20 protein-coding genes are annotated in these 24,546 nt (G+C 60.6%); 5 read left to right on the forward strand and 15 right to left on the reverse strand.

Going from position 1 to position 24,546, the window contains the following annotated elements:
* Positions 1-56 precede the first annotated feature (56 nt).
* Both I6J26_RS08585 and I6J26_RS08590 read left to right on the forward strand, forming a co-directional pair.
* Positions 57-1,205: a bifunctional 2-methylcitrate synthase/citrate synthase gene (locus I6J26_RS08585; RefSeq protein ID WP_062042047.1), complete on the forward strand. Its 1,149-nt coding sequence runs from the start codon at positions 57-59 to the stop codon at positions 1,203-1,205.
* A gap of 178 nt (positions 1,206-1,383) precedes the next feature.
* The gene (locus I6J26_RS08590; protein WP_115021247.1) at positions 1,384-4,815 is read left to right on the forward strand and encodes a pyruvate carboxylase; all 3,432 of its coding nucleotides are present in this window, start codon (positions 1,384-1,386) and stop codon (positions 4,813-4,815) included.
* Between the two features lie 157 nt (positions 4,816-4,972).
* Here the strand turns inward: I6J26_RS08590 and I6J26_RS08595 are convergent, their stop codons facing one another.
* The 3 genes from I6J26_RS08595 to I6J26_RS08605 all read right to left on the reverse strand — a co-directional run bounded on the left by I6J26_RS08595 (position 4,973) and on the right by I6J26_RS08605 (position 8,565).
* Positions 4,973-5,530 carry a GNAT family N-acetyltransferase gene (locus tag I6J26_RS08595; protein ID WP_115021248.1) on the reverse strand — a complete coding sequence of 186 codons (558 nt, stop codon included), beginning with the start codon at positions 5,528-5,530 and terminating at the stop codon, positions 4,973-4,975.
* A 260-nt stretch (positions 5,531-5,790) separates the two neighbouring features.
* Complete coding sequence (locus I6J26_RS08600; protein ID WP_115021249.1) at positions 5,791-7,563, reverse strand: biotin carboxylase N-terminal domain-containing protein; 1,773 nt, start codon at positions 7,561-7,563, stop codon at positions 5,791-5,793.
* Between the two features lie 141 nt (positions 7,564-7,704).
* Positions 7,705-8,565, reverse strand: coding sequence for a sulfurtransferase (locus I6J26_RS08605; RefSeq protein WP_115021250.1), 861 nt, complete (start codon positions 8,563-8,565; stop codon positions 7,705-7,707).
* A 281-nt stretch (positions 8,566-8,846) separates the two neighbouring features.
* Between I6J26_RS08605 and I6J26_RS08610 the strand changes: the two genes are divergently transcribed.
* Positions 8,847-9,905 carry a Cj0069 family protein gene (locus I6J26_RS08610; RefSeq protein ID WP_039673975.1) on the forward strand — a complete coding sequence of 353 codons (1,059 nt, stop codon included), beginning with the start codon at positions 8,847-8,849 and terminating at the stop codon, positions 9,903-9,905.
* 193 nt (positions 9,906-10,098) lie between these two features.
* On the forward strand, positions 10,099-11,508 hold the full coding sequence (locus I6J26_RS08615) for a DUF4282 domain-containing protein (protein ID WP_115021251.1): 1,410 nt from the start codon (positions 10,099-10,101) through the stop codon (positions 11,506-11,508).
* 270 nt (positions 11,509-11,778) lie between these two features.
* Here the strand turns inward: I6J26_RS08615 and I6J26_RS08620 are convergent, their stop codons facing one another.
* The 12 genes from I6J26_RS08620 to I6J26_RS08675 form a co-directional block, all read right to left on the reverse strand.
* On the reverse strand, positions 11,779-12,195 hold the full coding sequence (locus I6J26_RS08620) for a DUF3151 domain-containing protein (RefSeq protein WP_115021252.1): 417 nt from the start codon (positions 12,193-12,195) through the stop codon (positions 11,779-11,781).
* A gap of 76 nt (positions 12,196-12,271) precedes the next feature.
* A complete protein-coding gene (locus I6J26_RS08625) occupies positions 12,272-12,862 on the reverse strand; it encodes a Maf family protein (protein ID WP_115021253.1) in 591 nt (196 codons plus the stop codon).
* 4 nt (positions 12,863-12,866) lie between these two features.
* A complete protein-coding gene (locus I6J26_RS08630; RefSeq protein WP_039673984.1) occupies positions 12,867-13,061 on the reverse strand; it encodes an acyl-CoA carboxylase subunit epsilon in 195 nt (64 codons plus the stop codon).
* An 8-nt stretch (positions 13,062-13,069) separates the two neighbouring features.
* Positions 13,070-14,401, reverse strand: a complete 1,332-nt coding sequence (locus tag I6J26_RS08635; RefSeq protein ID WP_115021254.1) for a carboxyl transferase domain-containing protein — start codon at positions 14,399-14,401, stop codon at positions 13,070-13,072.
* Positions 14,402-14,449: 48 nt separating this feature from the next.
* On the reverse strand, positions 14,450-16,063 hold the full coding sequence (locus tag I6J26_RS08640) for an acyl-CoA carboxylase subunit beta (RefSeq protein WP_115021255.1): 1,614 nt from the start codon (positions 16,061-16,063) through the stop codon (positions 14,450-14,452).
* Positions 16,064-16,294: 231 nt separating this feature from the next.
* On the reverse strand, positions 16,295-16,546 hold the full coding sequence (locus I6J26_RS08645) for a hypothetical protein (RefSeq protein WP_115021256.1): 252 nt from the start codon (positions 16,544-16,546) through the stop codon (positions 16,295-16,297).
* A gap of 909 nt (positions 16,547-17,455) precedes the next feature.
* On the reverse strand, positions 17,456-18,958 hold the full coding sequence (locus tag I6J26_RS08650) for an alpha-amylase family protein (RefSeq protein ID WP_115021257.1): 1,503 nt from the start codon (positions 18,956-18,958) through the stop codon (positions 17,456-17,458).
* Positions 18,955-19,140 (reverse strand): hypothetical protein, encoded by a 186-nt coding sequence (locus I6J26_RS08655; RefSeq protein WP_115021258.1) that lies wholly within the window; start codon positions 19,138-19,140, stop codon positions 18,955-18,957. The genes I6J26_RS08650 and I6J26_RS08655 overlap by 4 nt, the downstream gene beginning before the upstream one ends.
* On the reverse strand, positions 19,140-19,961 hold the full coding sequence (locus I6J26_RS08660; RefSeq protein WP_115021259.1) for a carbohydrate ABC transporter permease: 822 nt from the start codon (positions 19,959-19,961) through the stop codon (positions 19,140-19,142). The genes I6J26_RS08655 and I6J26_RS08660 overlap by 1 nt, the downstream gene beginning before the upstream one ends.
* On the reverse strand, positions 19,958-20,950 hold the full coding sequence (locus I6J26_RS08665; protein WP_115021260.1) for a carbohydrate ABC transporter permease: 993 nt from the start codon (positions 20,948-20,950) through the stop codon (positions 19,958-19,960). Before I6J26_RS08665 ends, I6J26_RS08660 begins: the two co-directional genes overlap by 4 nt.
* A gap of 211 nt (positions 20,951-21,161) precedes the next feature.
* Positions 21,162-22,448 carry an ABC transporter substrate-binding protein gene (locus tag I6J26_RS08670; protein ID WP_115021261.1) on the reverse strand — a complete coding sequence of 429 codons (1,287 nt, stop codon included), beginning with the start codon at positions 22,446-22,448 and terminating at the stop codon, positions 21,162-21,164.
* 132 nt (positions 22,449-22,580) lie between these two features.
* The gene (locus I6J26_RS08675; protein WP_070673647.1) at positions 22,581-23,570 is read right to left on the reverse strand and encodes an ABC transporter ATP-binding protein; all 990 of its coding nucleotides are present in this window, start codon (positions 23,568-23,570) and stop codon (positions 22,581-22,583) included.
* Positions 23,571-23,645: 75 nt separating this feature from the next.
* Between I6J26_RS08675 and I6J26_RS08680 the strand changes: the two genes are divergently transcribed.
* Entirely contained in the window at positions 23,646-24,521 is an 876-nt protein-coding gene (locus I6J26_RS08680; RefSeq protein ID WP_115021262.1) for a biotin--[acetyl-CoA-carboxylase] ligase, read from the forward strand.
* Positions 24,522-24,546: the final 25 nt, after the last annotated feature.

Below are 24,546 nucleotides of genomic sequence, written 5' to 3' on the forward strand. Positions count from 1 at the left end.
TTGACTAATACCCCGGCCTAGCCCACACGCTAGGCCCCCACATAAGGAGAAATACCATGTCTGAGACCCCAGAGATTCGCAAGGGCCTGTACGGCGTCGTCGTCGATGAGACCGCCATCTCCAAGGTCGTCCCGGAGACCAACTCCCTGACCTACCGTGGCTACCCAGTTCAGGAGTTGGCGCGCTACTGCTCCTTCGAGGAGGTCGCCTACCTGCTGTGGAACGGTGAGCTGCCAACCCAGGGTGAGCTGGTGCGCTTCTCCGCCCGTGAGAAGGCACTACGCCACCTGGACCGCCACCTCATTGACCTCATCACCTCCATGCCCAAGTCCTGCCACCCGATGGACGTTCTGCGCACCGCAGTCTCCTTCATTGGTTCCCAGGACCCGGAGGAGTACACCAAGGACTCCGAGCACATTCGCCGCACCGCTCTGGAGCTCATGGCGAAGCTGCCGACCATCGTCGCACTCGACATCCGCCGCCGTCGCGGTGAAGGTTACATCGAGCCTTCCCGCAAGAAGGGCTTTGCGGAAAACTTCCTGTGGATGGTCTTCGGCGAGGAAGAAGGATCGCCGGCCCTGTCGCGCTCCGATATTGAGGCCTTTGATAAGTCCCTCATCCTCTACGCTGAGCACTCCTTCAACGCGTCCACCTTCGCTGGCCGCGTGGTGACCTCGACGATGTCGGACACCTACTCCGCCGTCACCGCTGCTATCGGCGCACTGAAGGGTCCGCTGCATGGTGGTGCCAACGAGGCTGTGATGAAGAACTTCCTCGAGATTGGTGACCCCGCCAAGGCAGAGGAGTGGACCCTGAACAAGCTCAAGAACAAGGAGCTCGTCATGGGCTTCGGTCACCGCGTGTACAAGAACGGTGACTCCCGTGTTCCGACCATGGAGGCTGCTTTCCGCGAGCTGGCCAAGGACCACGGCCAGGAGCAGTGGGTGGAGATGTACGAGAAGATGGCTAAGACCATGTACGAAAACACCTCCATCAAAATCCAGCCGAACCTGGACTTCCCGGCTGGCCCTGCGTACCACATCCTGGGCTTTGACATCGAGTTCTTCACCCCGATCTTCGTGATGGCCCGCATCACCGGCTGGACCGCACACATCGTGGAGCAGAACGAGAACAACTCCCTCATCCGCCCGCTGTCTGCCTACAACGGCAAGGAGCAGCGCTCCGTGCCGCCGAAGGAAATTTAGCGAAGGGTGAATTAGACCAGCGTGCTCACGCAGTGCGCTGGTCTTTTCGCTTTTATTCTCCTAGTTCATGTACAGGTTGCGGATTTCTGTTGACCTATATGTCGAATTCCGCCTCACGTGAACCCGAAGGGCACTACTCTGAGATCTGTATCGTGCTTATCTGAAAGGATTACTCCCAGTGTCTGATACCGCCCACAAATCCTTCTCCAAGGTCTTGGTGGCAAACCGCGGCGAAATTGCCGTGCGTGCTTTCCGCGCGGCCTTCGAGGTTGGTGCCAAGACGGTCGCCATTTACCCCAAGGAAGACCGCAACTCCTTCCACCGCGCGTTCGCTAATGAGGCAGTGCGCATTGGTACCGAAGGCCAGCCGGTCAAGGCTTACTTGGACATCAATGAGGTGATTCGCGCCGCCAAGAAGTCCGGTGCGGATGCCATTTACCCAGGCTATGGCTTCCTCTCTGAGCGTGCGGATCTGGCCCGCGCATGCCGCGACAACGGCATTAAGTTCATCGGCCCCACCGCTCAGACCCTGGACCTGACCGGCGACAAGGCTGCCGCTGTGGCTGCGGCCGAGGAGGCGGGTCTGCCGACTCTGAAGGACTCGAAGCCCTCGACGGACGTCGACGAGCTGGCGGAATACTCCAAGGACTTTGAGTTCCCCGTCTTCGTAAAGGCAGTTGCCGGCGGTGGCGGCCGCGGTATGCGCTTCATTGAGAACGAAGCAGAACTGAAGACCAAGTGTGCGGAGGCATCCCGCGAGGCGGAGGCCGCCTTCGGTGACGGCCACGTCTACCTTGAGACTGCGGTGATTCGCCCGCAGCACATTGAGGTGCAAATTCTGGCGGACTCGCAGGGCAACGTTATGCACCTGTATGAGCGTGACTGCTCCGTGCAGCGCCGCCACCAGAAGGTCGTGGAGATCGCCCCGGCCCCGACGCTGGACCCGGAGCTGCGTGACCGCATCTGTGCGGACGCCGTGAGGTTCTGCGAGCACATCAATTACGAGGGCGCCGGCACGGTTGAGTTCCTCGTGGATGAGAAGGGTAACCACGTCTTCATCGAGATGAACCCGCGCGTGCAGGTCGAGCACACCGTGACCGAAGAGGTCACGGGCGTGGACATTGTGAAGTCCCAGATGCAGATTGCTGCGGGATTCTCCCTCGAGGAGCTGGGCCTCAAGCAGGAGGACATCCACATCACCGGCGCGGCTCTGCAGTGCCGTATCACCACTGAGGATCCCTCCAACGGCTTCCGCCCGGATACCGGCACGCTGACTCAGTACCGTTCGCCGGGTGGCGCGGGCGTGCGTCTCGACGGTGCAACGGCGGTCGGCGCAGAGATCTCCCCGAACTTCGACTCCCTGCTGGTGAAGATGACCTGCCGTGGTGCCACCTTCGAGCAGGCGGTATCCCGCGCCCAGCGTGCACTCAACGAGTTCACCGTGGCCGGCGTGGCCACCAACATCGGCTTCCTGCGCGCCCTGCTACGCGAGCCTGACTTCGTCAACACCCGCGTGGACACCAGCTTCATCCCGGAGCACCCGGACCTGCTCAAGGCTCCGCCGGCCGTCGATGAGTCCGGCCGCATCATCGACTACATCGCTGACGTGACTGTTAACAAGCCGAACGGCGAGCGCCCGACCACCCTGCGTCCCTTCGATAAGCTGCCGGATCTTGACTTTAACTCTGAGCTGCCACGCGGTTCCCGCGATGAGTTGCTGGAGCTCGGCCCGAAGAAGTGGGCTGAAAAGATCCGCAAGCAGGACGCCCTGGCGGTCACCGATACCACCTTCCGTGATGCCCACCAGTCCCTGCTGGCCACCCGCGTGCGCGGTACTGCGCTGGTTACGGCCGCTGAGGCCGTAGCCCGCATGACCCCGGAACTGTACTCCGTGGAGGCATGGGGCGGTGCCACCTACGACGTGGCCATGCGCTTCCTCAAGGAGGACCCGTGGGTCCGCTTGGACCTGCTGCGTGAGGCCATGCCGAATCAGAACATCCAGATGCTGCTGCGCGGCCGCAACACTGTTGGCTACTCGCCGTACTCCAATGATGTCTGCAATGGCTTCGTCCAGGAAGCAGCCAAGTCCGGAGTCGATGTCTTCCGCATCTTTGACGCGCTGAACGACGTCACCCAGATGCGCCCGGCTATCGACGCCGTCCTAGAGACCAACACCACCGTGGCCGAGGTCGCCATGGCCTACTCCGGCGACATGTGCTCCCCAGATGAGAAGCTCTACACGCTGGATTACTACCTCAAGCTGGCCGAGGAGATCGTCAACACCGGCGCCCACGTCTTGGCCATCAAGGACATGGCGGGCCTGCTGCGCCCGGAGTCCGCATCTAAGCTGGTTATGGCTCTGCGCAAGGAATTCGACTTGCCGGTTCACGTGCACACGCACGACACCGCTGGTGGCCAGCTGGCTACCTACTACGCGGCAGCGCTTTCCGGCGCCGACATCGTGGATGGAGCCTCCGCTCCGCTGGCGGGAACTACCTCTCAGCCTTCGCTGTCCGCCATCATCGCGGCGTTCTCGAACTCCTCGCGTGATACCGGCATCTCCCTCAAGGCGGTCTCCGACCTGGAGCCGTATTGGGAGGCCGTACGCCAGCTCTACCACCCGTTCGAGAAGGGCATTCCTGGACCGACCGGCCGCGTCTACCGCCACGAGATTCCAGGTGGCCAGCTGTCCAACCTGCGCGCGCAGGCAACCGCGCTGGGCTTGGAGGACCGCTTCGAAATCATTGAGGACACCTACGCGGCAGTGAATGAGATGCTTGGTCGACCGACCAAGGTCACCCCGTCCTCCAAGGTGGTCGGTGACCTCGCCCTGCACCTCGTGGGCGCTGGTGTGGATCCGGCCGATTTCGAGGCCAACCCCACCAAGTACGACATCCCAGATTCCGTCATCGCCTTCCTACGCGGTGAGCTCGGTACGCCTCCAGGTGGCTGGCCGCCGCTGCGTGACAAGGTCCTTGAGGGCCGCGCGCCTGGCGACGTTACCGTGAAGCCAGTTCCGGAAGAAGAGAAGGCACACCTGGTTTCGGATGATTCTGCTGAGCGTCGTGACAGCCTGAATCGCCTGCTCTTCCCGAAGCAGTTTGAGGAGTTCAACGAGTTCCGCCGCACGTACGGCAACACCGAGGCGCTCACGGATACCGTCTTCTTCTACGGGCTGGAAGAGGGCAAGGACTACATTGTTCACCACTTCCCAGAGGGGTCCAACGACCGCGCGGATCTTAAGCCCATCACCTTGCGTCTTGACGCTATGGGCGAGCCGGACGAGAAGGGCATCCGCAACGTAGTTCTCAACGTCAACGGCCAGATCCGCCCGCTCAAGGTGCGCGACAACAACGTCGAGTCCACCGTCGCCACCGTGGAGAAGGCTGACCCGTCCAACGATGGCCATGTGGCCGCACCGTTCGCTGGCGTGGTAAACCCGACTGCCAAGCCTGGTGACGAGGTCAAGGCCGGCGACCAGATCGCCGTCATCGAGGCCATGAAGATGGAAGCCTCCATCTCCGCCACCAAGGATGGCACCATCAAGCGCGTCGCCATTGGCGCCGCCACCAAGGTTGAGGGCGGCGACCTCATCGCCGTCATCAACTAGAAAAACCGCTGAACCCCCTCCTGGCTGCTATAAAACTAGCCAGGAGGGGGTTCGGGCGTTCGTTCACTGTCGGTGAAGGTGTCGAGTATAGTCGACACTTTTAGAAGAAACCGAGGAAGTGTCGAGTATAGTCGACACCTTTCGTCGGCTTGCGGTACTAGAAGCGCTTGAGCATCACGTGGGCATCTGGGCGGCCGGGGACGTCGATGTCGACGAAACCTTCGGATTCATACAGCTTGCGAGCGCTGGTGTTCTCCGGCTCAATCCACAGCGATACGGCGGGAGCCTCCTGCGCCTCGGCGAGGTCGCAGGTGTTGCGCAGGAGGCGTCGCCCAGCGCCTAGGCCCCTGTAACGGGACTCCACGGCAAGAAAGAGCTCGGGGATTTCCTCCGGATCTAGGTCGGTGGCCCACTGGGATTCATCAAAAGGATCCGCTTCCGGATTGCCGGTGTAGGCAGCACCCTTAGCCTCGGTGGTGTAATAGCGCAGCCACGCACCGCCGACGGGGACACGGTGGCTGGAAACGGCGATGACGCCGCCGTCGACATGGGGAGACCATTCATCGACGTATATTCCCACGTCAGGTGTGTGGAAATCCCCGATATGGGCGTCCTCGTCACCGAGGACATCGGCGAGGAAAAGGAGACGGGAGAGGTAGGTACGGTCGTGCTCCTTGGCCAACCGTACGCCGAACTCAGAATCGTTAACGCTCATGCCTTCCGAGGCTACTTGAACTCTGAATTTTGTCACTCGCTGAGTGGTTCGAGGGGAGTGGGTGGCGCAATCCTGATGCGCTACTGCTGCATCCCCCCGGAGCGACAAATCAGCACCCCGGTAAGTAGTACTCAGCGGGTAAGTAACCCGGAGCAGAGCTCCACCGGGGCATCACGTCAAAGAGTATTTAACAGTGCTAATCGAGGCAAGGTTTGTCGCAGTTTTGCGCTGTTCTCTGCCGGCAGAGACGCATTAGCGAACTACTTGATCTCCAGGATCGGCTCGCCCTTGTTGATCTGCGTGCCGGTGGACACCTTGAGGTCGGTCACGGTGCCGGACTTATGGGCCTTGACAGGGTTCTCCATCTTCATGGCCTCGAGCACCACGACGACCTCCCCTTCTTCGACTTCCTGGCCCTCTTCTACAGCGACCTTGATGACGCTGCCCTGCATCGGCGCGGTCACGGCGTCGCCGGACACGTTTGCCGCCGTGCCCTTCCCGCGACGCTTCTTCGACTTCTTGCGCTTGTTGCCCCCGCCCAAGAGCAGGTTGCCCGGCAGGGCCACCTCGATGCGGCGACCGCCGACCTCGACGACGAACTTCTGGGAGGCATCCTGTTCGTCGTCCTCGGGAACGTCGGCGGTGTCGGTGTACTCGGGCAGCTCGTTGACCCACTCTTCCTCGATCCATTTGGTGTAGACCGTGAAGTTGCCGTCCTCGGCGGTGAAGGCAGGATCGGTGACGATGGCCTGGTGGAAAGGGATAACTGTGGGCAGGCCGTCGATGCGATATTCGGCTAGGGCACGGCGGGCGCGCTCGACGGCAGTGGCGCGGTCAGGGCCCCAGACGATGAGCTTGGCCAGCATGGAATCGAACTGGCCGCCAATGACGGAACCTTCACGCACGCCGGAGTCCATACGGACACCGGGGCCAGAAGGCTCGGAGTAGGAGACGATGGTTCCGGGGGCCGGCATGAAGCCTGCGGCGGCGTCTTCGCCGTTAATGCGGAATTCGATGGCGTGGCCGTGCGGTGCCGGGTCCTCGGCGACGGAAAGCTCGCGGCCTTCGGCGATGCGGAACTGCTCGCGAACCAGATCGAAGCCGGTGGTTTCCTCGGTAACGGGATGTTCCACCTGGAGGCGCGTATTGACCTCAAGGAAGGAGATGAGACCGTCAGAACCGACGAGGTACTCCACGGTGCCCGCGCCGTAGTAGCCGGCCTCGCGGCAGATGCGCTTTGCTGACTCGTGGATGGAGGCGCGTTGCTCATCGGTGAGGAATGGGGCAGGGGCTTCTTCGACGAGCTTCTGGAAGCGGCGCTGTAGGGAGCAATCGCGGGTTCCCATAACAACGACGTTGCCGTGCTGGTCAGCCAAAACCTGGGCCTCGACGTGGCGGGCCTTATCCAGGTAACGCTCCACAAAGCATTCGCCGCGGCCGAAAGCGGTAACGGCCTCGCGGGTGGCGGACTCGTAGAGCTCCGCGATTTCCTCGCGGGTGTGCGCGACTTTCATGCCACGGCCACCGCCACCGAAGGCGGCCTTGATGGCAACGGGGAGGCCGTGCTCATCAGCGAAGGCCCCGACCTCCTCCGCGCTGGCAACGGGGTCCTTGGTGCCCGGGGCCATAGGGGCGTCGGCACGCTCAGCAATGTGGCGGGCGGTGACCTTGTCACCCAACTCCGAAATGGACTTCGGCGACGGGCCAATCCAGATCAGGCCGGCATCGATGACCGCTTGGGCAAAGTCGGCGTTCTCAGAGAGGAAGCCATAGCCGGGGTGGATAGCGTCGGCGCCGGACTTGGAGGCGGCGTCGAGAAGCTTGGTGAAGTCGAGGTACGACTCTGCGGAGTTCTGGCCGCCGAGGGCAAAGGCTTCGTCGGCAAGCGTGACGAATGGGGCATCGGCGTCAGGCTCTGCGTAGACGGCTACGGATGCAATGCCCGCGTCGCGGGCCGCACGGATAATGCGGACCGCAATCTCACCGCGGTTGGCCACGAGGACCTTGGTGATGTTCTTGGTTTCAACTGCCACGGCAGGAACCCTCCTCCATGATTTCTGATAGGACTGCGTACTATTCTTGCACACCAAAACATGAGGATACCGTCACATCTTGGTTTCGTGTCAAAAAATAAACCCGCACCAGTAAGGATGCGGGTTCATTTCGGCGTGTTGTTAGCGCTCAACCGGCATACGCACCATGTTGCCCCACTCGGCCCAGGAACCGTCGTAGACGCGCGGGTTGTCGAAGCCAAGCAGGTATTTAAGGACAAACCACGTGTGGGCTGCCTGGGCGCCAACGTGGGAGTAGAGGATGGTCTCGGTCGCTGGCTCGAGTTCGCCGTAGTTGACCTTGAGCTCGCTGAGCGCGCGGAAGCAACCGTTGGGGTAGATCGCGCGATCCCATTCGAGGTTCGCCGCACCGGGGATGTGACCATAGGTCATCGTGGTGCCGTAGGGCGACTCGCCATTGCCGGATTCGCGGGTGGCCTCGCCGCAGAATTCCTCCGGACTGCGGGTATCTACCAGCGTTGCTTCTGAGGAGCGCAGTTCGTCAACGAAGACGCGCGCGGAATCGTCGCGGGTGACCTCGGGGTAGGAGGAGGTGGTGGGCTCGGGCACCATGAAAGAGGTATCGCGTTCTTCAGACATCCAGGCGTCACGTCCGCCGTCGAGCAGCCGGACGTCCGGGTGGCCGTATAGTTCGAAGACCCACAGAGCAAAGGCGGCCCACCAGTTAGATTTATCGCCATACAGGATGACGGTGTCGTCGCGCTCAATGCCCTTGGAGCGAAGGAGCTCGGCGAAAGCTTCCTCATCGATGATGTCTCGCGTGGTGCTATCGAGCAGTTCCGTCTGGAAATTAATACGGATGGCGGTTGGGATGTGGCCAATGTCGTAGAGGAGGGAATCCTCATCGACTTCGATGACGCGTAGGCCATTGACGCCCAGACGCGCGGACAGCCACGGGGCGGAAACGAGACGCTCAGGGTGCGCGTACTCCTGGAAAGGGGGATTCGGGTCGAATTCGGCCACGGTCCACCTACCTTTCTCGTTGAGAGGGGGACGGTCGACTCAACCTTAGCGCGCTTCGCACATAAGTGGTCACTCAAGAGAAACTTTTGTGGTGTTGGATACATTTATCTAGTGGTATTTTCCACGGCACAGGCACTGGTTATAACAAGAGTGCTGGTCAGGAGCTTTGCGGGGCGGATGAGCACGCCTTTTGGTGGAAAATGCTTGTTCAGCGCGCGATGCAAACCTGGGTTATTTTAAGAGGTGACCCCCACATAAGTACCCAACGAAAGGGAATCGCTGTGCATAAGGCAATCGTCGTCTTCGAGGTTGAGGGCGGATCCGACAAGCAGATCAACGGCCACCGCAAGGACACCATGCCCATCGTCGACAGCATCAAGGATGCTGGCTGGCACGCAGAGGTAGTTTTCTACCGCCCCGAGTGGTCTGAGCAGCTCTTCGAGTACGTCTCTGAGAACTTTGATGCCTACATTTCCCGCGTCAACCCGGGCAACATTCCGGGCGGCGAGAAGGGCTACTTCGACCTGCTCACCAAGCTGTCTGAGGCCGGCCTGGTTGGCATGTCCACCCCGTACGAGATGATGGCCTACGGTGCTAAGGACGCCTTGGTCAAGCTCAACGACACCGACCTTGTGCCGTCCGACACCGCTGCCTACTACGACGTCGAGTCCTTCCACAACACCTTCCCGACCTCCCTGTCCTACGGCGAGCGCGTGCTCAAGCAGAACCGTGGTTCCACCGGCTCCGGCATCTGGCGTGTGCGCTTGGCTGACGAAAAGCTGGCCGAGTCCGTCGAGCCGGGCACCGCACTGCCGCTCGACACCAAGATCAAGTGCACCGAGGCTGTGGACAACCACACCGAGGAGCGCGAACTCGGCGAATTCATGGACTTCTGCGACCAGTACATCATCGGCGACAACGGCATGCTCGTGGATATGCGCTTCATGCCACGCATCGTTGAAGGCGAGATCCGCATCCTCCTCGTTGGCCCGGACCCAGTCTTCGTGGTGCACAAGAAGCCGGCTGAGGGCGGCGACGCTTTCTCCGCCACCCTGTTCTCTGGTGCTAAGTACACCTACCAGAAGCCGGAGGAGTGGCAGGAGCTCGTCGACATGTTCGCTGAGGTCCGCCCGGTCATCGCTGAGAAGCTCGGTGGCGACAACATCCCGCTGATTTGGACCGCGGACTTCATGCTGGCAGACGGCGAGAACGGCGAGGACACCTACGTCCTCGGTGAAATCAACTGCTCCTGCGTGGGCTTCACCTCGGAGCTCGACATGGGCATCCAGGAGAAGGTGGCCGCTGAAGCCATCAAGCGCGTTGAGGCCAAGCACGCCTAAGCGTTCATCCGTGAATCCCTCGCCTTCGGCGGGGGATTTTCCTTTATTGGGGCTTAGGGTGGATTCCAGCGTTGTGGGGCGCGTTCCCCAATGAGCGCTGCCAGTGAGCCGGATCTCAGGTACCTTCGGAGAAGTAAAAATTACACGTTTGTGTACTGCTCTGCGATTTTCTCTGTGAAAGGACAACCGAGCGATGACTAACCCCAACCAGTTCGGCGAAAACGGCGACAACAACGATCCTTCTAACCAGGGTTTTGGCGGCGGCTTCGGCAGCGGCTTTGGCTCTGATTTCAACCCGAACAATCCGGCGCCGGAGCATTCCGCTGAGGGCTCCGCCGCAGCAGAGAACGGTTCCGCTACCGACAATTCCCAGCCGGGTTTCGGTGAAGGCTTTGGCAGTGGCTACGGCAATGACAATGCTGCTGCTGGTTGGGGCTACCCGGGTGCTCAGTCCAACTCCAACTCTGGCTTCGGTTGGGGCGGCCAGGCTGGGTACGGCGATTTCTCCCAGACTCCGTCTGAGCCTGCACAGTCCAATGAGTCTGGTGATTCGGCCGCATCAGCGGATTCTGACTCCTCGTACTCTGCGTCTTCCTCCTCTTCGGCGTCCGACTCGTCTGATTCTGCGTTCGCCTCAGAGACTGCAGCACGTGACTCGGCTTCTTCCGACACAGGAGCGTCTTTTAGTGATTCCGGTTCCGCTGTACCGGCTTCCGAGTCCTATGGTTCGGCTCAGGGCGCTTCCTACGGCTCTTCCCAGGGCTTCGGTGCGGAGTCTTCCTCCAGCAATGCCGACGGTGCCGCCAACTCCTCGAACGCTGACTACTCTGCACGCTCCGCTGACTATGGCTCGTCCAACCAGAGCTTTGGCGCTCAGAACGCAAGCTTCGGCAGCTCTTCGGCCTCCGGTCAGGGCTATGGCTTCGGCGGCCAGCAGCAGACGGAGAGCTTCGGTGCTCAAGCCTCTCAGGATTCCCAGGCCGCCCAGTCGTTTGAGTCCTCCCAGGGCGAGCAGGCTAACCAGAACGCAGGTTTCGGCGGTTTCTCCCAGCAGCAGGGCTTTGCCGCGCAGAACAACGGCTTCGGTGAGCAGCCGCAGAACCAAGGCTTTGGTGACCAGAACTCTGGCTTTGGCCAGCAGGACCAGAATCAGGGTTTTGCCGCACAGAACAATGGATTCGGTGAGCAGTCACAGAACCAGGGCTTCGGCGACCAGAACTCGCCGTTCGCCGCCCCAGCGCCGCAGCAGAGCAATCAGTCCGCTGATTCCTCTAGCAAGGGCTCAGGCTTCTTCAGCGCACTGTTTGATTTCTCCTTCAAGGACTTCATTACCCTGAAGTTCGCGTCCGTCATCTACATTCTCGTCGTGGCTTTGGGCGCTGTCTTTTGGGTAGGTACGCTGCTCACAGCCCTGGCCTCTTTTGCTCAAGGCCCAGTTTCTGGTGTCGTGTCCTTCCTCGTGGTTCTGATCGGCGGTGGCATTGCCTACCTCCTTTACATCATCCAAGTCCGCCTCATATTGGAGTTCTTCGCAGCCAGCATCCGCACGGCGCAGAACACCAGTGAGCTCGTAGCTAAGGCTGACCGTGACGACACGGAGTAACTCCTCCGCACGGTTCTGACTCCGAACAGCAAAGCCCTGCGGCCTCGAATGTGAGGTCCGCAGGGCTTTTGTGTGCTGATAGCGTGCAGCGAGGGCTGCCTCCACGCGTCGTAAGAGATGTCAGTTAGCTGGTTTGTCCAAGGGAAAACAATCCAGCAGCGCATTCCAGGAAGGGTCGCTTGCCCCCGCGTGATCCTTCTAAGTCGAACTGTTTGAGCAGAGCCATGTGTAAGGCATGAGGACTGGGGTGCTGGGGCGGGGGAAAGAAGCTTAGTCAAGGAGGGTGGCGACGCACTCGGGGTCGGCATCGGAGAGCATTTGGCGGATGCGGTCATACTCCGCGTCCTCGCCGATAGCCTTCGCGGCGTGGCCAAGAGCAGCGATGGCACGCAGCACGCCTTGGTTGGGCTCGTGGGAGAAGGGGACTGGTCCCCAGCCCTTCCAACCATTGCCGCGCAGGCGGTCGAGGCTGCGGTGGTATCCGGTACGCGCATAGGCGTAGGCGGTGATGAAAGCGGTGGGCTCAGCGCCCTTGTGCTTGTCTAGTTCCTGCTCCGCCAGCAGTGCCCACAGCAGTGGAGAGCCTGGGTGGGCCACGATTCCCGCGGTGAGATCGGAAGTGCTGTCAGCACCCGGATCGGCGGGCAGCTTGATGGGTTTTGGGGCGAGCATGTCTTTCATTTCCATGCCGCCCCACTGTAGCCCTGTGGCGTCACGACCACCACAGGGGGGCGAAACTAGAAGGATTCGCCTGACACCGGGGCTAAGCCCAGAAGTCAGAAACGTTGAGCCCGAAGGAATACAGCGCGCGCCGCAGCACTGGCAGCGAAAGGCCGATAACGGAAGAAGGATCGCCCTCAATGCGGTCGATGAACCAGCCGCCGAGGGCCTCCAGGGTAAAGGCGCCGGCGCATTCGAGTGGCTCGCCAGTGCGGGCATAGGCCTCAATATCGGCATTAGAGGCCTGCGCAAAATGCACCGTCGTGCGCGAAGCCTCGACGAAGCGCTCATCGCCGTGGAGCACGCAATGCCCGGTGATGAGCTCTGCGGCGCGGCCGGCCTGCGCATGCCAGCGCTCCACGGTGGCCTCGGGGGTGTGGGGTTTGCCTTGGAGGGAGCCGTCGAGAAGCAGCATGGAATCCCCGCCCACCACGACGTCCTCGGGATAGTCGGGGGCGATGGCCTCGGCCTTAGCCGTGGCGAGGGCGCAGACGATCTCCGCGGGTTCAGCACCCGCTAGGCGCTCTTCGATAGCCCGCTCGTCCACGTCGGCCGGGGCAATGACGGGCTCCACGCCGGCGCCGCGCAGGATGGACAGGCGGGACGGCGACTGGGAGGCGAGGACGAGGCGCATGTGTTTAGTAGTAGCGGACGTTGCGGAAGGCCGACGGGTTGAACACATCACCTGGCTGGCCCCATAGGTTGCGCTCGGAGCGGGTATCGGCAGCCTTGGCGCGCGCCTCAGAATCGAGCTGGGTGAGCACCGTGGACAGTGCCGCGACCTCGGCGTCAGTAGGGTTGCCGCGCAGGACGGTAAACAGGGAATCAGACATGGATACCTCTACAAAACGATATTGCCGTGCTTCTTCGGCAGAGTCGGGACAATCTTGCGGTCCAGCAGGCGCAAGCCCTCAACGAGGGAACCGCGGGTGGCTGCTGGGGTAATAACAGAATCGACGAGGCCGCGCTCAGCCGCCTGGTAGGGAGTCAGGTAATCGGCGGCGTCGTCTTCACTCAGCTCCAGCTCAGCGGCCAGCGCGGGGCCGTCGGCTACGGAAATCTCTGCTGTTGGCCACGCATAGGACAGGTCGGCGCCAAGGTCCTTGGAACCGAATGCGATGTAGCCGGTGCCGTGGGCGCGGCGCACGATGACGCTAATCTTGCCCACGCTGGCGGCGGAATACGCATGCACGAGTTTTGCCAGGGCGGCCTTTTCCACCTCGAGGGCGGGGGAATCGACGAACTCGATGAGAGGAGTATTAAAGGCATCGCACAGGCGGATAAATCGTGCTGCCTTGGCGGCGGCTGCGGCATCGAGGGCGTCGCGGTTGGCAATGATGCCCACCGTGCGGCCCTCAATGCGGCCGAAACCGGTGAAGACGCCGCTCACCTGAGGAGTGAGTTCAAAGACATCCTCACAGGTGGCGGTGACAACATCGGCAAGGTCCACGGTGCCGTCATCGGCCACGAGGCGATCGAGCTCGCGGTCAGCATCGCTGATGTTGGACTCGACCGAACCGGAGACGATGGTGGCCTCGGCACGGGGAGCAGCAGCACGGTTATTGGAGGGCAGGTAGGAGAGCACGCGCTTGGCGACGTCCACCTCATGCTCGCCCTCCGCCTGCAGGTCTCCGTCGGGAGCAATGACAACATCGGAGAGTGCAGCGATAAGCGAGGCATCCTTCGAGTCCGCGTAGACCGCGGTGACCTGCGGGATGAGGCCGGACGCAGTGGTGGCGCGGGCGAGGATGCGCGCCTGCATGGCGGAAGAAATAATGCCTTCCTGAGCACGCGGCTTATCGCCGGCGACCAGTGCGACGATCGGCACGCCGGTCTTAATGGCTAGGTCATAGAGTTTGGTGACCTTTTCGCCGTAGACCTCGCCCATGGTGCCGTCGAAAAGCGAGGCGTCCTGAGCATAAGCGCAGACCTTGCGCCCATCGACGGTGCCGAAACCAGTGATGACGCCGTCGGTGTAGGGGCGGTTGTGCTCGCGGCCGAAGTCGGTGGAGCGGTGGCGTGCCAGCGCGTCAGTCTCCACGAAGGAGCCGGCGTCAAAGAGCGCTTCGATGGCGCTGCGGGCAGCGGGAACCTCTCCCTGCGGCGCGCGGGACTCGGTGAGCTTGGCGCCCAGGTCCTCGATCTTGCCAGCGGTCGTCTTCAAGTCAGTCATGAAACACTAGTGTAATACAGCGCAGCCGTGCGCTTTAAGGCGTGCTGTTTACAGCGGAATGTTGCCATGCTTGCGGGATGGGCGCGGGACAGTCTTATCGGCGAAGAAGCGCAGATTCTTGGCGATGGTGCTGCGGGTTTCGGAAGGGAGAATGACGGCGTCGATAAGCCCGCGCTCCGCGGCCTTATAGGGGTTGAGCATGTGGTCTTCGTATTCGCGCTCGAAAGACTTGGTGAGCTCAGCGACGTCGAGGCCCTTCTCGTGGGCGGCCTTGATTTCCTTGCGGTAAATGAAGCCGACGGCGCCGGCCGCGCCCATGACCGCAATCTGGGCGGTGGGCCATGCTAGGTTGACGTCAGCGCCAAGGCCCTTGGAACCCATCACGCAGTAGGCGCCGCCGTAGGCCTTGCGCAGGGTGACGGTGATTTTGGGAACGGTGGCTTCGGCATAGGCGTAGAGCAGCTTAGCGCCGCGGCGCAGGATGCCATCGTGTTCCTGATCGGCGCCGGGGAGGAAACCGGGGACGTCGACCAGCATGATGATCGGGATGTTGAAGGCGTCGCAGGTGCGCACAAAGCGGGCGGCTTTCTCCGAAGAATCGATGTCGAGGCAGCCGGCGAAAACCTGCGGCTGGTTGGCCACGAAACCGACGGTGCGGCCCTCGATGCGCCCGAAAGCGGTGACGACGTTATCGGCGCGGTCGGCCTGGATCTCCAAGAAATCGCCATCATCGGTGAGAGCCTCGATGACCTCCTTGACGTCATAGGGCTGGTTGGGGGAATCCGGGATGATGCTATCCAGCACGAGGTCATCGACGGTTTCTTCGCCCAGTTCTTCGTAGGGTTCTGCCGGGGTCAGCTGCCGGTTATTGGAAGGCAGGTAGGTCAGTAGATCGTGGACCCAGTCCAAGGCTTCTTCATCGCTGGCCGCGGTGTAGTGCGAGGTGCCGGACTTGTGCATGTGGATGCCCGCGCCGCCGAGTTCTTCCTGGCTGACTTCCTCGCCAGTGACGGTCTTGATGACATCGGGGCCGGTGACGAACATCTTGGACTTCTTGTCCACCATGACCACGAAGTCCGTGAGGGCAGGGGAGTAGGCGTTTCCGCCGGCGCAAGCACCCATGATGACGGAGATCTGCGGGACGACGCCGGAGGCCATGACGTTCTGGTAGAAGGTCTTGGCAATCCAGTCCAGGGAGACGGCACCATCCTGGATGCGAGCGCCGGCGCCCTCGTAGAGGCCGATGAGTGGGCGGCCGGTGGTGATGGACAGCTCCATGATCTTGATCATCTTCTCGCCATAGACCTCGCCGAGCGCGCCGCCGAAGACGGTTCCGTCTTGGGAGAAGATGCAGACCTCGCGGCCGTCGATGGTGCCCCAGCCGGTGACGATGCCATCGGTCAGCGGGCGCTTCTTGCCCATACCGAAGTCCGAGGTGCGGTGCACAGCGAGCATGTCCGTCTCCACGAAGGAGCCTTCATCGAGGAGGTAGTCCAATCGTTCGCGGGCGGTGAGGCGGCCTTGTGCGTGGACCTTTTCGTGGGCTTTCTCGCCCATGGGTTGGGCCGCTGCTTCACGACGCCTCTTCAATTCAGCGATCTTGCCTGCGGTGGTGTCGGCGCTGAGGGAGTCCAGCTCTGACAAATGTGAGGAAATAGTCATGTTTGGCAGTGTAGAGAGGTTTTGGATAGGAATGTATATCGGCGCTCGGGTGATTTCCCTCACAATTCATGTTTGTGCAGGTAAACGGTGGTGAAAAATATGAGGAAATCCTCGCGATTGGATGGTTGGCGGCATGTCTTCACAGTCTAGTGGGTGCGGAATGCGCACTGTGTGGGGGTGGCCGTATGGGAAAACCCCGCCCGTGGTGGGGGCGGGGTTATGTGAAGGGGGCTAGGCGAGCCAGCCGAAGCTGTGGAGGAAGAGTTCTACCTCGGCAAGGTCACCTTCGGCAGGGAAGTTGCCCGTGAGGACGGCGTAAGACTCTTCGATGTCGTTGCGGGTGGCTGGGATGAGGTCGTGCTTGAGCAGGTCCTCGGCGATGTGTGTTACCAGGGGTGCCGGCTGCACAGGGTCAAGGTTGATTCCGGTGGCGCTTTTGACTGTGTTGGTAATGGCGGAAAGGAATCCGTTCAGGGTATTCATTTTCCCACCTCTCTATTCTCTTGTAGTGATGATGTGGCTGTCCACATCATTGGGTTGAACCAACTATATAGCTATAGGGGAGAAAAGTCCGCATTTTGTTCACTCTGAGTTAACTTTTGGGCAACCTGGCGTGCGGGGTGAGGTAGGGCACAGTATCCGTTTTAGCCCTCGACCGGAAGCCAGGCATAGCCATAGGGGCCCAGCTCTACAGGTCCCAGGTCCGCTGCTTCTTCGGTGAAATTATCCTGACTTAGGTCTTGGGTGGGTGAGCAACGTGACTCTTTACACTGCTACCTGGTGGTTTTCGGCGGTGAGGTGGGATTGTTCCGCACTAAATTGACCTAAGGCAGGAGGGTGTTTTGTAAAAGGCATCTGGCAAGGGGCATCTTTGGGTCTAAAAACGCCATCTGTAATGAGTAAATGGCGTTTTCAGCCGTGAAAACGCCTTATGATTGATGCCTTTTGTCAGACGCCTTTTGTAAGATGCTTCCAGCATGTCGATGGAGGGATGCAGACGTTGCGCATTGCGAGGGGAGCGAAGGGGTAATCCGTTTGGGAAGAGATGTGCAGTGCTCTACGGAAACGGTCATTATGGCTTGACTTAGGTCTTGGGTGGGTGGGCAACGTGACTCTTGACACTGCTACCTGGTGGTTTTCGGCGGTGGGGTGGGATTGTTCCGCACTAAATTGGCCTAAGTCCGGTTTGACTGAACTGGTAATGGCGGAAAGGAATCCGTTCAGGGTATTCATTTTCTCACCTCTATATTCTCTTGTAGTGATGATGTGACTGTCCACATCAATGGGTTGAACCGACTATATAGCCGTAGAGGGGAAAGTCCGCATTTTGTTCACCCTGAGTTAACGTTTGGGTAACCTGACATGCGGGGTGAGGTGGGACACAGTGGCCGTTTAAACTTCGACTGGAAGCCAGGCATAGCCATAAGGTCCGAGCTCCACCGGACCAAGGTCCACTGCTTGGTCGGTGAAGTTATGCAGACAAAGCAGACCTTCGCGTTGGAACCCCAGCACGCCCGTAAGGCCGGTTTCTACGGCCTCGAAAGGTGCGGTGCCGAGTTCCGGATGCGCCTTGCGCTGCTGGATAAGACCGCGCAGGCGGTGGAGAAGAGAGGCGTCGTCGGCAAGCTGCTCCTCCACCGAAATCCCCACGCCACCGACGATGGGACGGCGGGTGTGTGCGGCTGTACTGAAACCAGCGCCGTCGCCAGGCTCCCACTGCATTGGAGTACGCACGGCGTCACGGTCCGGAAGCTCCGGGGCATCATTCATGCCAATCTCATCGCCGTAATAAAGGAAAGGTGCACCGGGCAGCGTCATGAGGAGGGAGTAAAAGAGCTCAATCTTGCGGTAATCATTGCCCAACAGGGGTGCCAAGCGTCGCGCGATGCCCACGTGGGCACGCATCTGATCATCGGGCAGGTAGTGCTCGTACATGAGGGCGCGCTGGTCCTCGTCGACCATCTCCAGTGTCAGCTCATCATGGTTGCGCAGGAAGGTTCCCCACTGGCAGCCCTGGGGAAGTTCGGGAAGCTCGGCCATGATGTCGTAGACCGGTGTGGCATCGCCCAGCGCGAGTGCCTGATACAACCGCGGCATGACTGGGAAATTGAACACCATGTGGAAGCGATTGCCCGTGCCATAGAACTCCATGGTGTCTTCTGGGGGCTGATTCGCCTCGGCGAGGATAACGGCCTCAGGGTAGTTCTCCTCCAGGAAAGTACGGATCTTCTCCACGAAGTCTACGGTCTCTGGGAGGGATTCACCGCCCAAGCCATCGCGCTCATAGAGGTACGCAATCGCATCGAGGCGGAAGGCATCCACACCTTTGTCCAGCCAGAAGGAGAGAATCTTAAAGATTTCCTCGTGGACCTTCGGGTTGTCGTAGTTCAGATCCGGCTGGTGCGAGTAGAAGCGGTGGAAGTAGTACTGCTTGCGCTCCGGGTCCCATGCCCAGTTTGAGGTCTCCGTATCGGTAAAGATGATGCGAATCTCCGGGTAGCGCAGCGGATCATCTCCCCACACGTAGTAGTCGCCATAGGGGCCTTCGGGATCGGTGCGCGAGGCCTGGAACCACAGGTGATCCGTAGAGGTGTGGTTGAAAGCCAAGTCCGTCATGAGGCGCATACCGCGGGCATGCAGCTCGGCAACGAGCTCGTCAAAGTCCTCCATGGTGCCGTAATCCGGGTGGATGGCGTAGTAATCGGCGATGTCATAGCCATCATCGCGCAACGGGGAGGCATAGAACGGGGAGAGCCAGAGACAATCGACGCCCAGCCATTTGAGGTAATCGAGCTTCTCAATGACGCCGCGCAACGTGCCAACGCCTTCGCCGCGGGTGTCCTTGTACGAGCCCACGAGGGCCTGGTAGAAAATGGCGTTATCGTGCCAGCTCATTGAAGATCCTTCCGTTTAGCCCGCCAGAGCAGGTACTCCGCCAGCATGAGCGCGCCGGCAAGGAGCCCTGGCCAGAGGGCGGGGGAGGGCTGATAAAGATTAAGAACCGCCTGCAGGAGCGCTAGGGCGGCGAAGAAACCGACGAAGCCTAGCGCAGTATCCCACAGCAGTGCGCGCCGCATTAAGCCTTGACACCTCCGGCGGTGAGGCCGGCAACGATGCGGTGCTGGAAAATGAGAACCATGATGATGAGCGGAATCGTCACCAGCGCGCCGGCTGCCATCGTGGCGGCGTAGGGGTACTCGAAGGCCGAGGGGCCAGAGAAGCGTGCGATGGCCACGGTCACCGGCTCGGTAGCGGTGGTGGACAGCTGCTTGGCCAGCATGAACTCGTTCCAGGTTGTGATGAAGGCGATGATGGCGGTGGTAAACAGTGCCGGTGCGGCCAAGGGTAGGAGCACGAGGCGGAAGGCCTGGCTTCGCGACGCCCCATCGACTCTCGCCGCTTCCTCCAACTCCCACGGCAGCTGGCGGAAGAAACTCAGCAAGGTGTAGACCGTGAGTGGCAGCGCAAAGGAGATGTTTGGAATGATCATCGCGCGGTAGGTGCCAATCCACTCAAGGTTGCCAAAAAGCTGGAAAAGCGGGGTAACGAGCGCGATAGCGGGGAACATCGAGGCCGCCAGGATGATGCCCGTGACGATTCCTTTTCCAGGGAAGTCATATCGGGCTAGCGCATAGGCGGTAAACACGCCGATGAGTACGGCCACTGCGGTCGTGGCCAAGGAGATGATCAGAGAGTTGCCCAACGCATTGAGGAAGTCGTTGCCCTTATCCGTGGCCAGAGCGTCGCGGAAGTTGTCCAGGGTCACGTGCGTAGGCCACGGGGTGGTGTCAAAGGTATGGGCTTTATCGCGAAGCGCTGTGACAACCATCCAGTAGAAGGGGGCTAGGCCCCAGAACATGATGAAGAGGATACCGAGGTAGTGGCCGAACTTTTTCATGCTGCAGGCTCCTTATCCTTCTTAGTACGTTTGTCACGCGCCACACCGCCGACGTCCGCGCCCAAAAAGCGCACGAGGATGAAGGCCACGGTAAAGATGAGCAGGAAGATCAGCGTGGACAATGCGGAGGCGGAGTTGAAGTTTCCTTGGCGCATATCTTCCACCACCAGCTGGGAAATCGTGGCAGTGGGCGAGTTGGAGGACGCCGAGATCATGATGACCGGCAGGTCGTACATACGCAGTGCATCAAGCGTGCGGAAGAGAATAGCTACCATGAGCGCCGGCTTCACGAGTGGCAGGGTGATGGTGAAGAAAGTTTGGATACGGGAGGCGCCGTCGACGCGGGCGGCGTCGTACACATCACGCGGAATCATCTGCAGACCGGCCAAGATAAGCAGGGCCATAAATGGTGCGGTCTTCCACACGTCTGCGATGATGACCGCAAGGCGCGCATAAAACGGGTCCGTGGTCCACGCGATGCGCTCACCGATGAGCGAGTTGATGATGCCATCCGGAGCGAACATGAATTGCCACAGTTTTGCCGTTACCGCAGTCGGAATAGCCCACGGAATGAGCACCGCAGCACGAACGAGGCCACGGCCGCGATACTCGCCGTTCATGACCAGCGCCATGACCATGCCGAGGATGGTTTCCAGAGCCACGGTCACGACGGTGAAGAAAAGCGTAATCTTCACCGCCGGCCAAAAGTCCGTCGCAATAACGCCATCGGGACACGTGGCGGCCTGGCCCGTAGCGGACATGCACCTGTTGGTAATCCAGTAGAGGTAGTTCTCTAGGCCCGCAAACGAGCCTTCCTCGAATACGCCCGTGGTGGGGTTGAGCCGCTTATTGCCCTGGAAGGACAACATGACAGCTCGCACGATGGGATAGCCAATCACCACGGCCAGCGCAATGAGCGCGGGCGCGATGAGGCCGGCTGCCTGCAGATACTGCTTGCGCGAATCCGCAGTACGCGTTCTACCAGCCATGCGGTGCCTGCCTTTCTACAGTGTGAAAGTTGTAGGGGGTGAAAGTTGTCAGGATATTAGGGGACAGTTGTGAAAATCATAGCGGGTGCTCCGGACATCGGTGTTATGCACGCAGTACCCGCTGCTTTGTAGCTCGGGTTGGCCAAGATCAACGAAGGGGGCGCGGGCAAGTCTCGGTGGACTTACTCGCGCCCCATACTCGCGGGGAGGATTAACCCTGTGACGCTGCCTCGATGGCTGCCTTCATGTCCTTCGTAGCGTCATCGACGGACTTGCCGGCGGTCAGCGCTGCGTAGGCGTTATCCTGCACGGCCTTGGAGATGGCGGTGTAGAACGGGGAGACCGGACGCGGAGCGGCGTTCTCCAGGGACTCCTTCAGAGCCGGGAGGTATGGGAACTCCTCGACCAGGGATTCATCATCGTAGATGGAAGCCAGGACCGGCGGGAAGGATGCCTCAGCGAAGGACTTCTGGTTCTCTTCGTTGATGATGAACTTGATGAAGTCCAAGGCAGTGGCCTTGTTTTCCGAGTTGATGTTGATGCCGTTGTTGTAGCCACCCAGGGTGGATACACCAACGCCGTCCTTGCCCACCAGCGGCTGAACCTCGAACTTAATGCCCTTGTCCTCAGCGTTGGTGTACATGTACGGCCAGTTAATGGCAAAGGCGGTCTTGCCCTCGGTGAAGGCGAGGTTCGTCTCCTCCTCCGTTGTGGCGGTGGAGTCCTTGGAGATGGTGCCGTCCTCGTAGGCGTCGACAAGCGCCTGCAGGCCTTCCTTGGCCTCGTCGGAGTCGACGGTGACATTGCCCTCGTCATCCAGGATGGAACCGCCCCAACCCTCAATGAAACCTGCGGTGTTCACAGTCAGGCCCTCGTACTGCTTGAGCTGGGTGGTCAGGCAGGCAGCATCGTCCTTGATGGCTTCACAGGCAGACGCGATGTCCGCGAACTTCTCCGGAGCCTTGTCCGCCAACTCAGTGTTGCGGAATAGCAGCTGTCCGTTGGTGTTCTGCGGCAGCGCGTAGAGGGTGCCGTTGTAGGTGGCGGACTCGACGGTGGGCTCCAGCAGGTCGGAGGTGTCCACCTCGAGGTCACCGGTCAGCGGCGCCAGCCACTGGTTAGCGGCGAAGTCAGCGGTCCACACCACATCGAGCGCCATGACATCGTAGTCAGAGTTGCCTGCCTGCAGGGACTGCACGAGGGTCTCACGCTGAGCGTCGGCCTCGCCAGCGAGCTCCTTGAGCTCGACCTTCTCGTCCGGGTGCTCGGCGTTCCACGCTTCGATAATGGGGGTGATCTTGTCGGTATCGTTCTTGCCCATGGCAAAGGTGATGGGCCCGCGGCCGTCCGTGTCCTTGGTGGCGGCGTCCGAGCCAGCGTCGGAGGAGGAGTCATCGCTGGACGAGCATCCGGCCAAGGTCAGCGCGAGTGCAGCTGTGGTGGCAATGACACCGCGACGAACCGTACACAGGGAGCTGGGAAGAAACGGCTTCTTCATGGAATATTCACCTTTCGGAAAACTTCTGGTGACTTCAAAATAAGGGATCAGGTCCACAGTGCATGTGGTTTTGGCGTTAATCTCACTAGAAACGGGGGTGAAACTACCCCCTATTAGCCGTGGATGCGCTCGTTAGTCGTTAATGCGCTCACCGGTCTCCGGATCGAAGCGGTGCGCCTCGCGGGGATTGAAGGTCAGCACGACGTCGTCGCCGCGCTGGGGTGCCTCGCCCTGTGCCCGGGCGACGAAACGCTGTTCGCCGACGGTGACATACACGAAGGACTCGGCGCCGAGCTCTTCTACGAAGTCCACGACTCCTTGGAAACCCAGCGGGCCTTTGTTAATGAACATCTTCTCCGGGCGCACGCCGATGCGGCCGCCGTTGTAATCGAAGATATTCATGGCCGGGGAACCGATGAAACCCGCGACGAACTCGTTCGCCGGTGCGTCGTACAGCTCGCGCGGCGGGGCTACCTGCTGGAGCACGCCATCCTTGAGTACGGCAACGCGATCTCCCATCGTCATAGCTTCCACCTGGTCATGGGTGACGTAGATGGTGGTGGTGCCTAGGCGCTGCTGGAGGCTTGCCAGCTCCGCGCGGGTCTGCACGCGCAGCTTGGCGTCGAGGTTGGACAGCGGCTCATCCATGAGGAAGGCCTTAGGTTCGCGCACGATGGCACGGCCCATGGCCACGCGCTGGCGCTGACCGCCGGAAAGGTCTTTGGGTTTGCGCTTGAGATAGTCGGTCAGCCCCAAGGTCTTGGCGGCTTCTTCCACCTTGGCCTTGATTTCTGCCTTTGGGCGCTTGGCCAGCTTGAGGGCAAAGCCCATGTTCTCTGCCACAGTGAGGTGTGGGTAGAGCGCGTAGTTCTGGAAGACCATCGCGATGTCGCGCTCGCCCGGCTCGAGGCCGGTGACGTCTGTGTCGTCGATAAGAATGCGACCGCTGGAGATCGGCTCCAAACCAGCCAGTGCGCGCAGGGTGGTGGACTTACCGCAGCCGGAGGGGCCAACGAGGACTAGAAACTCGCCGTCCGCAATCTCGAGATTGAGGTCCTTGACCGTGGGGTTCTCGGCACGGGGATAAGTAATGCCGACGTTCTCAAATGTGACCTTTGCCATGCAGTAACCCTAACACTCGTTACTGACACTCAGCTGCAGTGAGGTGCTCGACAGCAGCGAGTAGGATCGGGCACCATGACTGCTCTTGATCTGGACCGTATCCGTGAAGCCGTGGCGGATGACTTCGCCGTCATTGAGTACACCGAGTCCACTGGCTCGACCAATACCGACCTCATGCAGGCAGACAAGGTGGCTGATGGCACTGTCCTGCTAGCCAATGAGCAACTCGCCGGCAAGGGCCGTTTGGGCCGTCACTGGGTCAGCCCGGCCGGCTCGCAGCTTATTTTCTCCGTGCTTATCCTCCCGGATTCGCTGGATCATTTAGGAACCCTGCCGCTGGCCGCGGGCCTGGCTGTGACCGATTCCGTCGAAGGAGCGGTACTCAAGTGGCCGAATGACGTGCACATCGGTGGTAAGAAGCTGTGCGGCATCCTCGCCGAGGCCGGCCCAGTGGGCGAGGCTTTCAAGTCCGCGCCGAAGACGGAGGTCTCCAAGGCAGAGGTGGCTAAGGCTGAGGTCTCCAAGGCGGAAGTGAATAAGGCGGAAATCAACAAGACCGAGGTGGCGCCGAAGACCCAAGCGGCGAACCCGCCGTCCGCGCGCGTCGTCGTGGGGATGGGCATCAACGTCACCTTGACTCGCGAAGAGCTGCCTATTGAGGCCGCGACCTCTTTGGCGCTTGAGGGCTTGGACACTGACCGCACTGAACTCGCTATCACCGTGCTGAAAAACCTGCACCGCAGAATCAACCAGTGGGAACAACAGGATCCGCAGCTCATGGCAGATTACCGCAAGGTCTGCTCTTCGATTGGCCAGGAAGTGCGCCTCGAAGCCCCGACCGGTGATGTTACCGGCACTGTTGAAGGCGTGGCTGATGATGGCCGCATCAATGTTGGTGGCGAATACTATTCCGCCGGCGATGTCATCCACCTGCGGCCCGCTGCACAGTAGCTTTTGAGCTTTTGTCGGGAGGGGG

This window comes from Corynebacterium minutissimum (assembly GCF_016889765.1).
GTDB classification, from domain to species: Bacteria; Actinomycetota; Actinomycetes; order Mycobacteriales; family Mycobacteriaceae; genus Corynebacterium; species Corynebacterium minutissimum_B.

Bases quoted from the DNA above. Each gene is read 5' to 3' on its own strand.
- I6J26_RS08615 (WP_115021251.1), top strand. From the start codon at position 10,099: ATGACTAACCCCAACCAGTTCGGCGAAAACGGCGACAACAACGATCCT.
- I6J26_RS08630 (WP_039673984.1), bottom strand. From the start codon at position 13,061: ATGTCTGATTCCCTGTTTACCGTCCTGCGCGGCAACCCTACTGACGCC.
- I6J26_RS08635 (WP_115021254.1), bottom strand. From the start codon at position 14,401: ATGACTGACTTGAAGACGACCGCTGGCAAGATCGAGGACCTGGGCGCC.
- I6J26_RS08670 (WP_115021261.1), bottom strand. From the start codon at position 22,448: ATGAAGAAGCCGTTTCTTCCCAGCTCCCTGTGTACGGTTCGTCGCGGT.
- I6J26_RS08645 (WP_115021256.1), bottom strand. From the start codon at position 16,546: ATGAATACCCTGAACGGATTCCTTTCCGCCATTACCAACACAGTCAAA.
- I6J26_RS08640 (WP_115021255.1), bottom strand. From the start codon at position 16,063: ATGACTATTTCCTCACATTTGTCAGAGCTGGACTCCCTCAGCGCCGAC.
- I6J26_RS08660 (WP_115021259.1), bottom strand. From the start codon at position 19,961: ATGAAAAAGTTCGGCCACTACCTCGGTATCCTCTTCATCATGTTCTGG.
- I6J26_RS08595 (WP_115021248.1), bottom strand. From the start codon at position 5,530: ATGAGCGTTAACGATTCTGAGTTCGGCGTACGGTTGGCCAAGGAGCAC.
- I6J26_RS08665 (WP_115021260.1), bottom strand. From the start codon at position 20,950: ATGGCTGGTAGAACGCGTACTGCGGATTCGCGCAAGCAGTATCTGCAG.
- I6J26_RS08625 (WP_115021253.1), bottom strand. From the start codon at position 12,862: ATGCGCCTCGTCCTCGCCTCCCAGTCGCCGTCCCGCCTGTCCATCCTG.
- I6J26_RS08620 (WP_115021252.1), bottom strand. From the start codon at position 12,195: ATGGAAATGAAAGACATGCTCGCCCCAAAACCCATCAAGCTGCCCGCC.
- I6J26_RS08585 (WP_062042047.1), top strand. From the start codon at position 57: ATGTCTGAGACCCCAGAGATTCGCAAGGGCCTGTACGGCGTCGTCGTC.
- I6J26_RS08655 (WP_115021258.1), bottom strand. From the start codon at position 19,140: ATGCGGCGCGCACTGCTGTGGGATACTGCGCTAGGCTTCGTCGGTTTC.
- I6J26_RS08675 (WP_070673647.1), bottom strand. From the start codon at position 23,570: ATGGCAAAGGTCACATTTGAGAACGTCGGCATTACTTATCCCCGTGCC.
- I6J26_RS08650 (WP_115021257.1), bottom strand. From the start codon at position 18,958: ATGAGCTGGCACGATAACGCCATTTTCTACCAGGCCCTCGTGGGCTCG.
- I6J26_RS08680 (WP_115021262.1), top strand. From the start codon at position 23,646: ATGACTGCTCTTGATCTGGACCGTATCCGTGAAGCCGTGGCGGATGAC.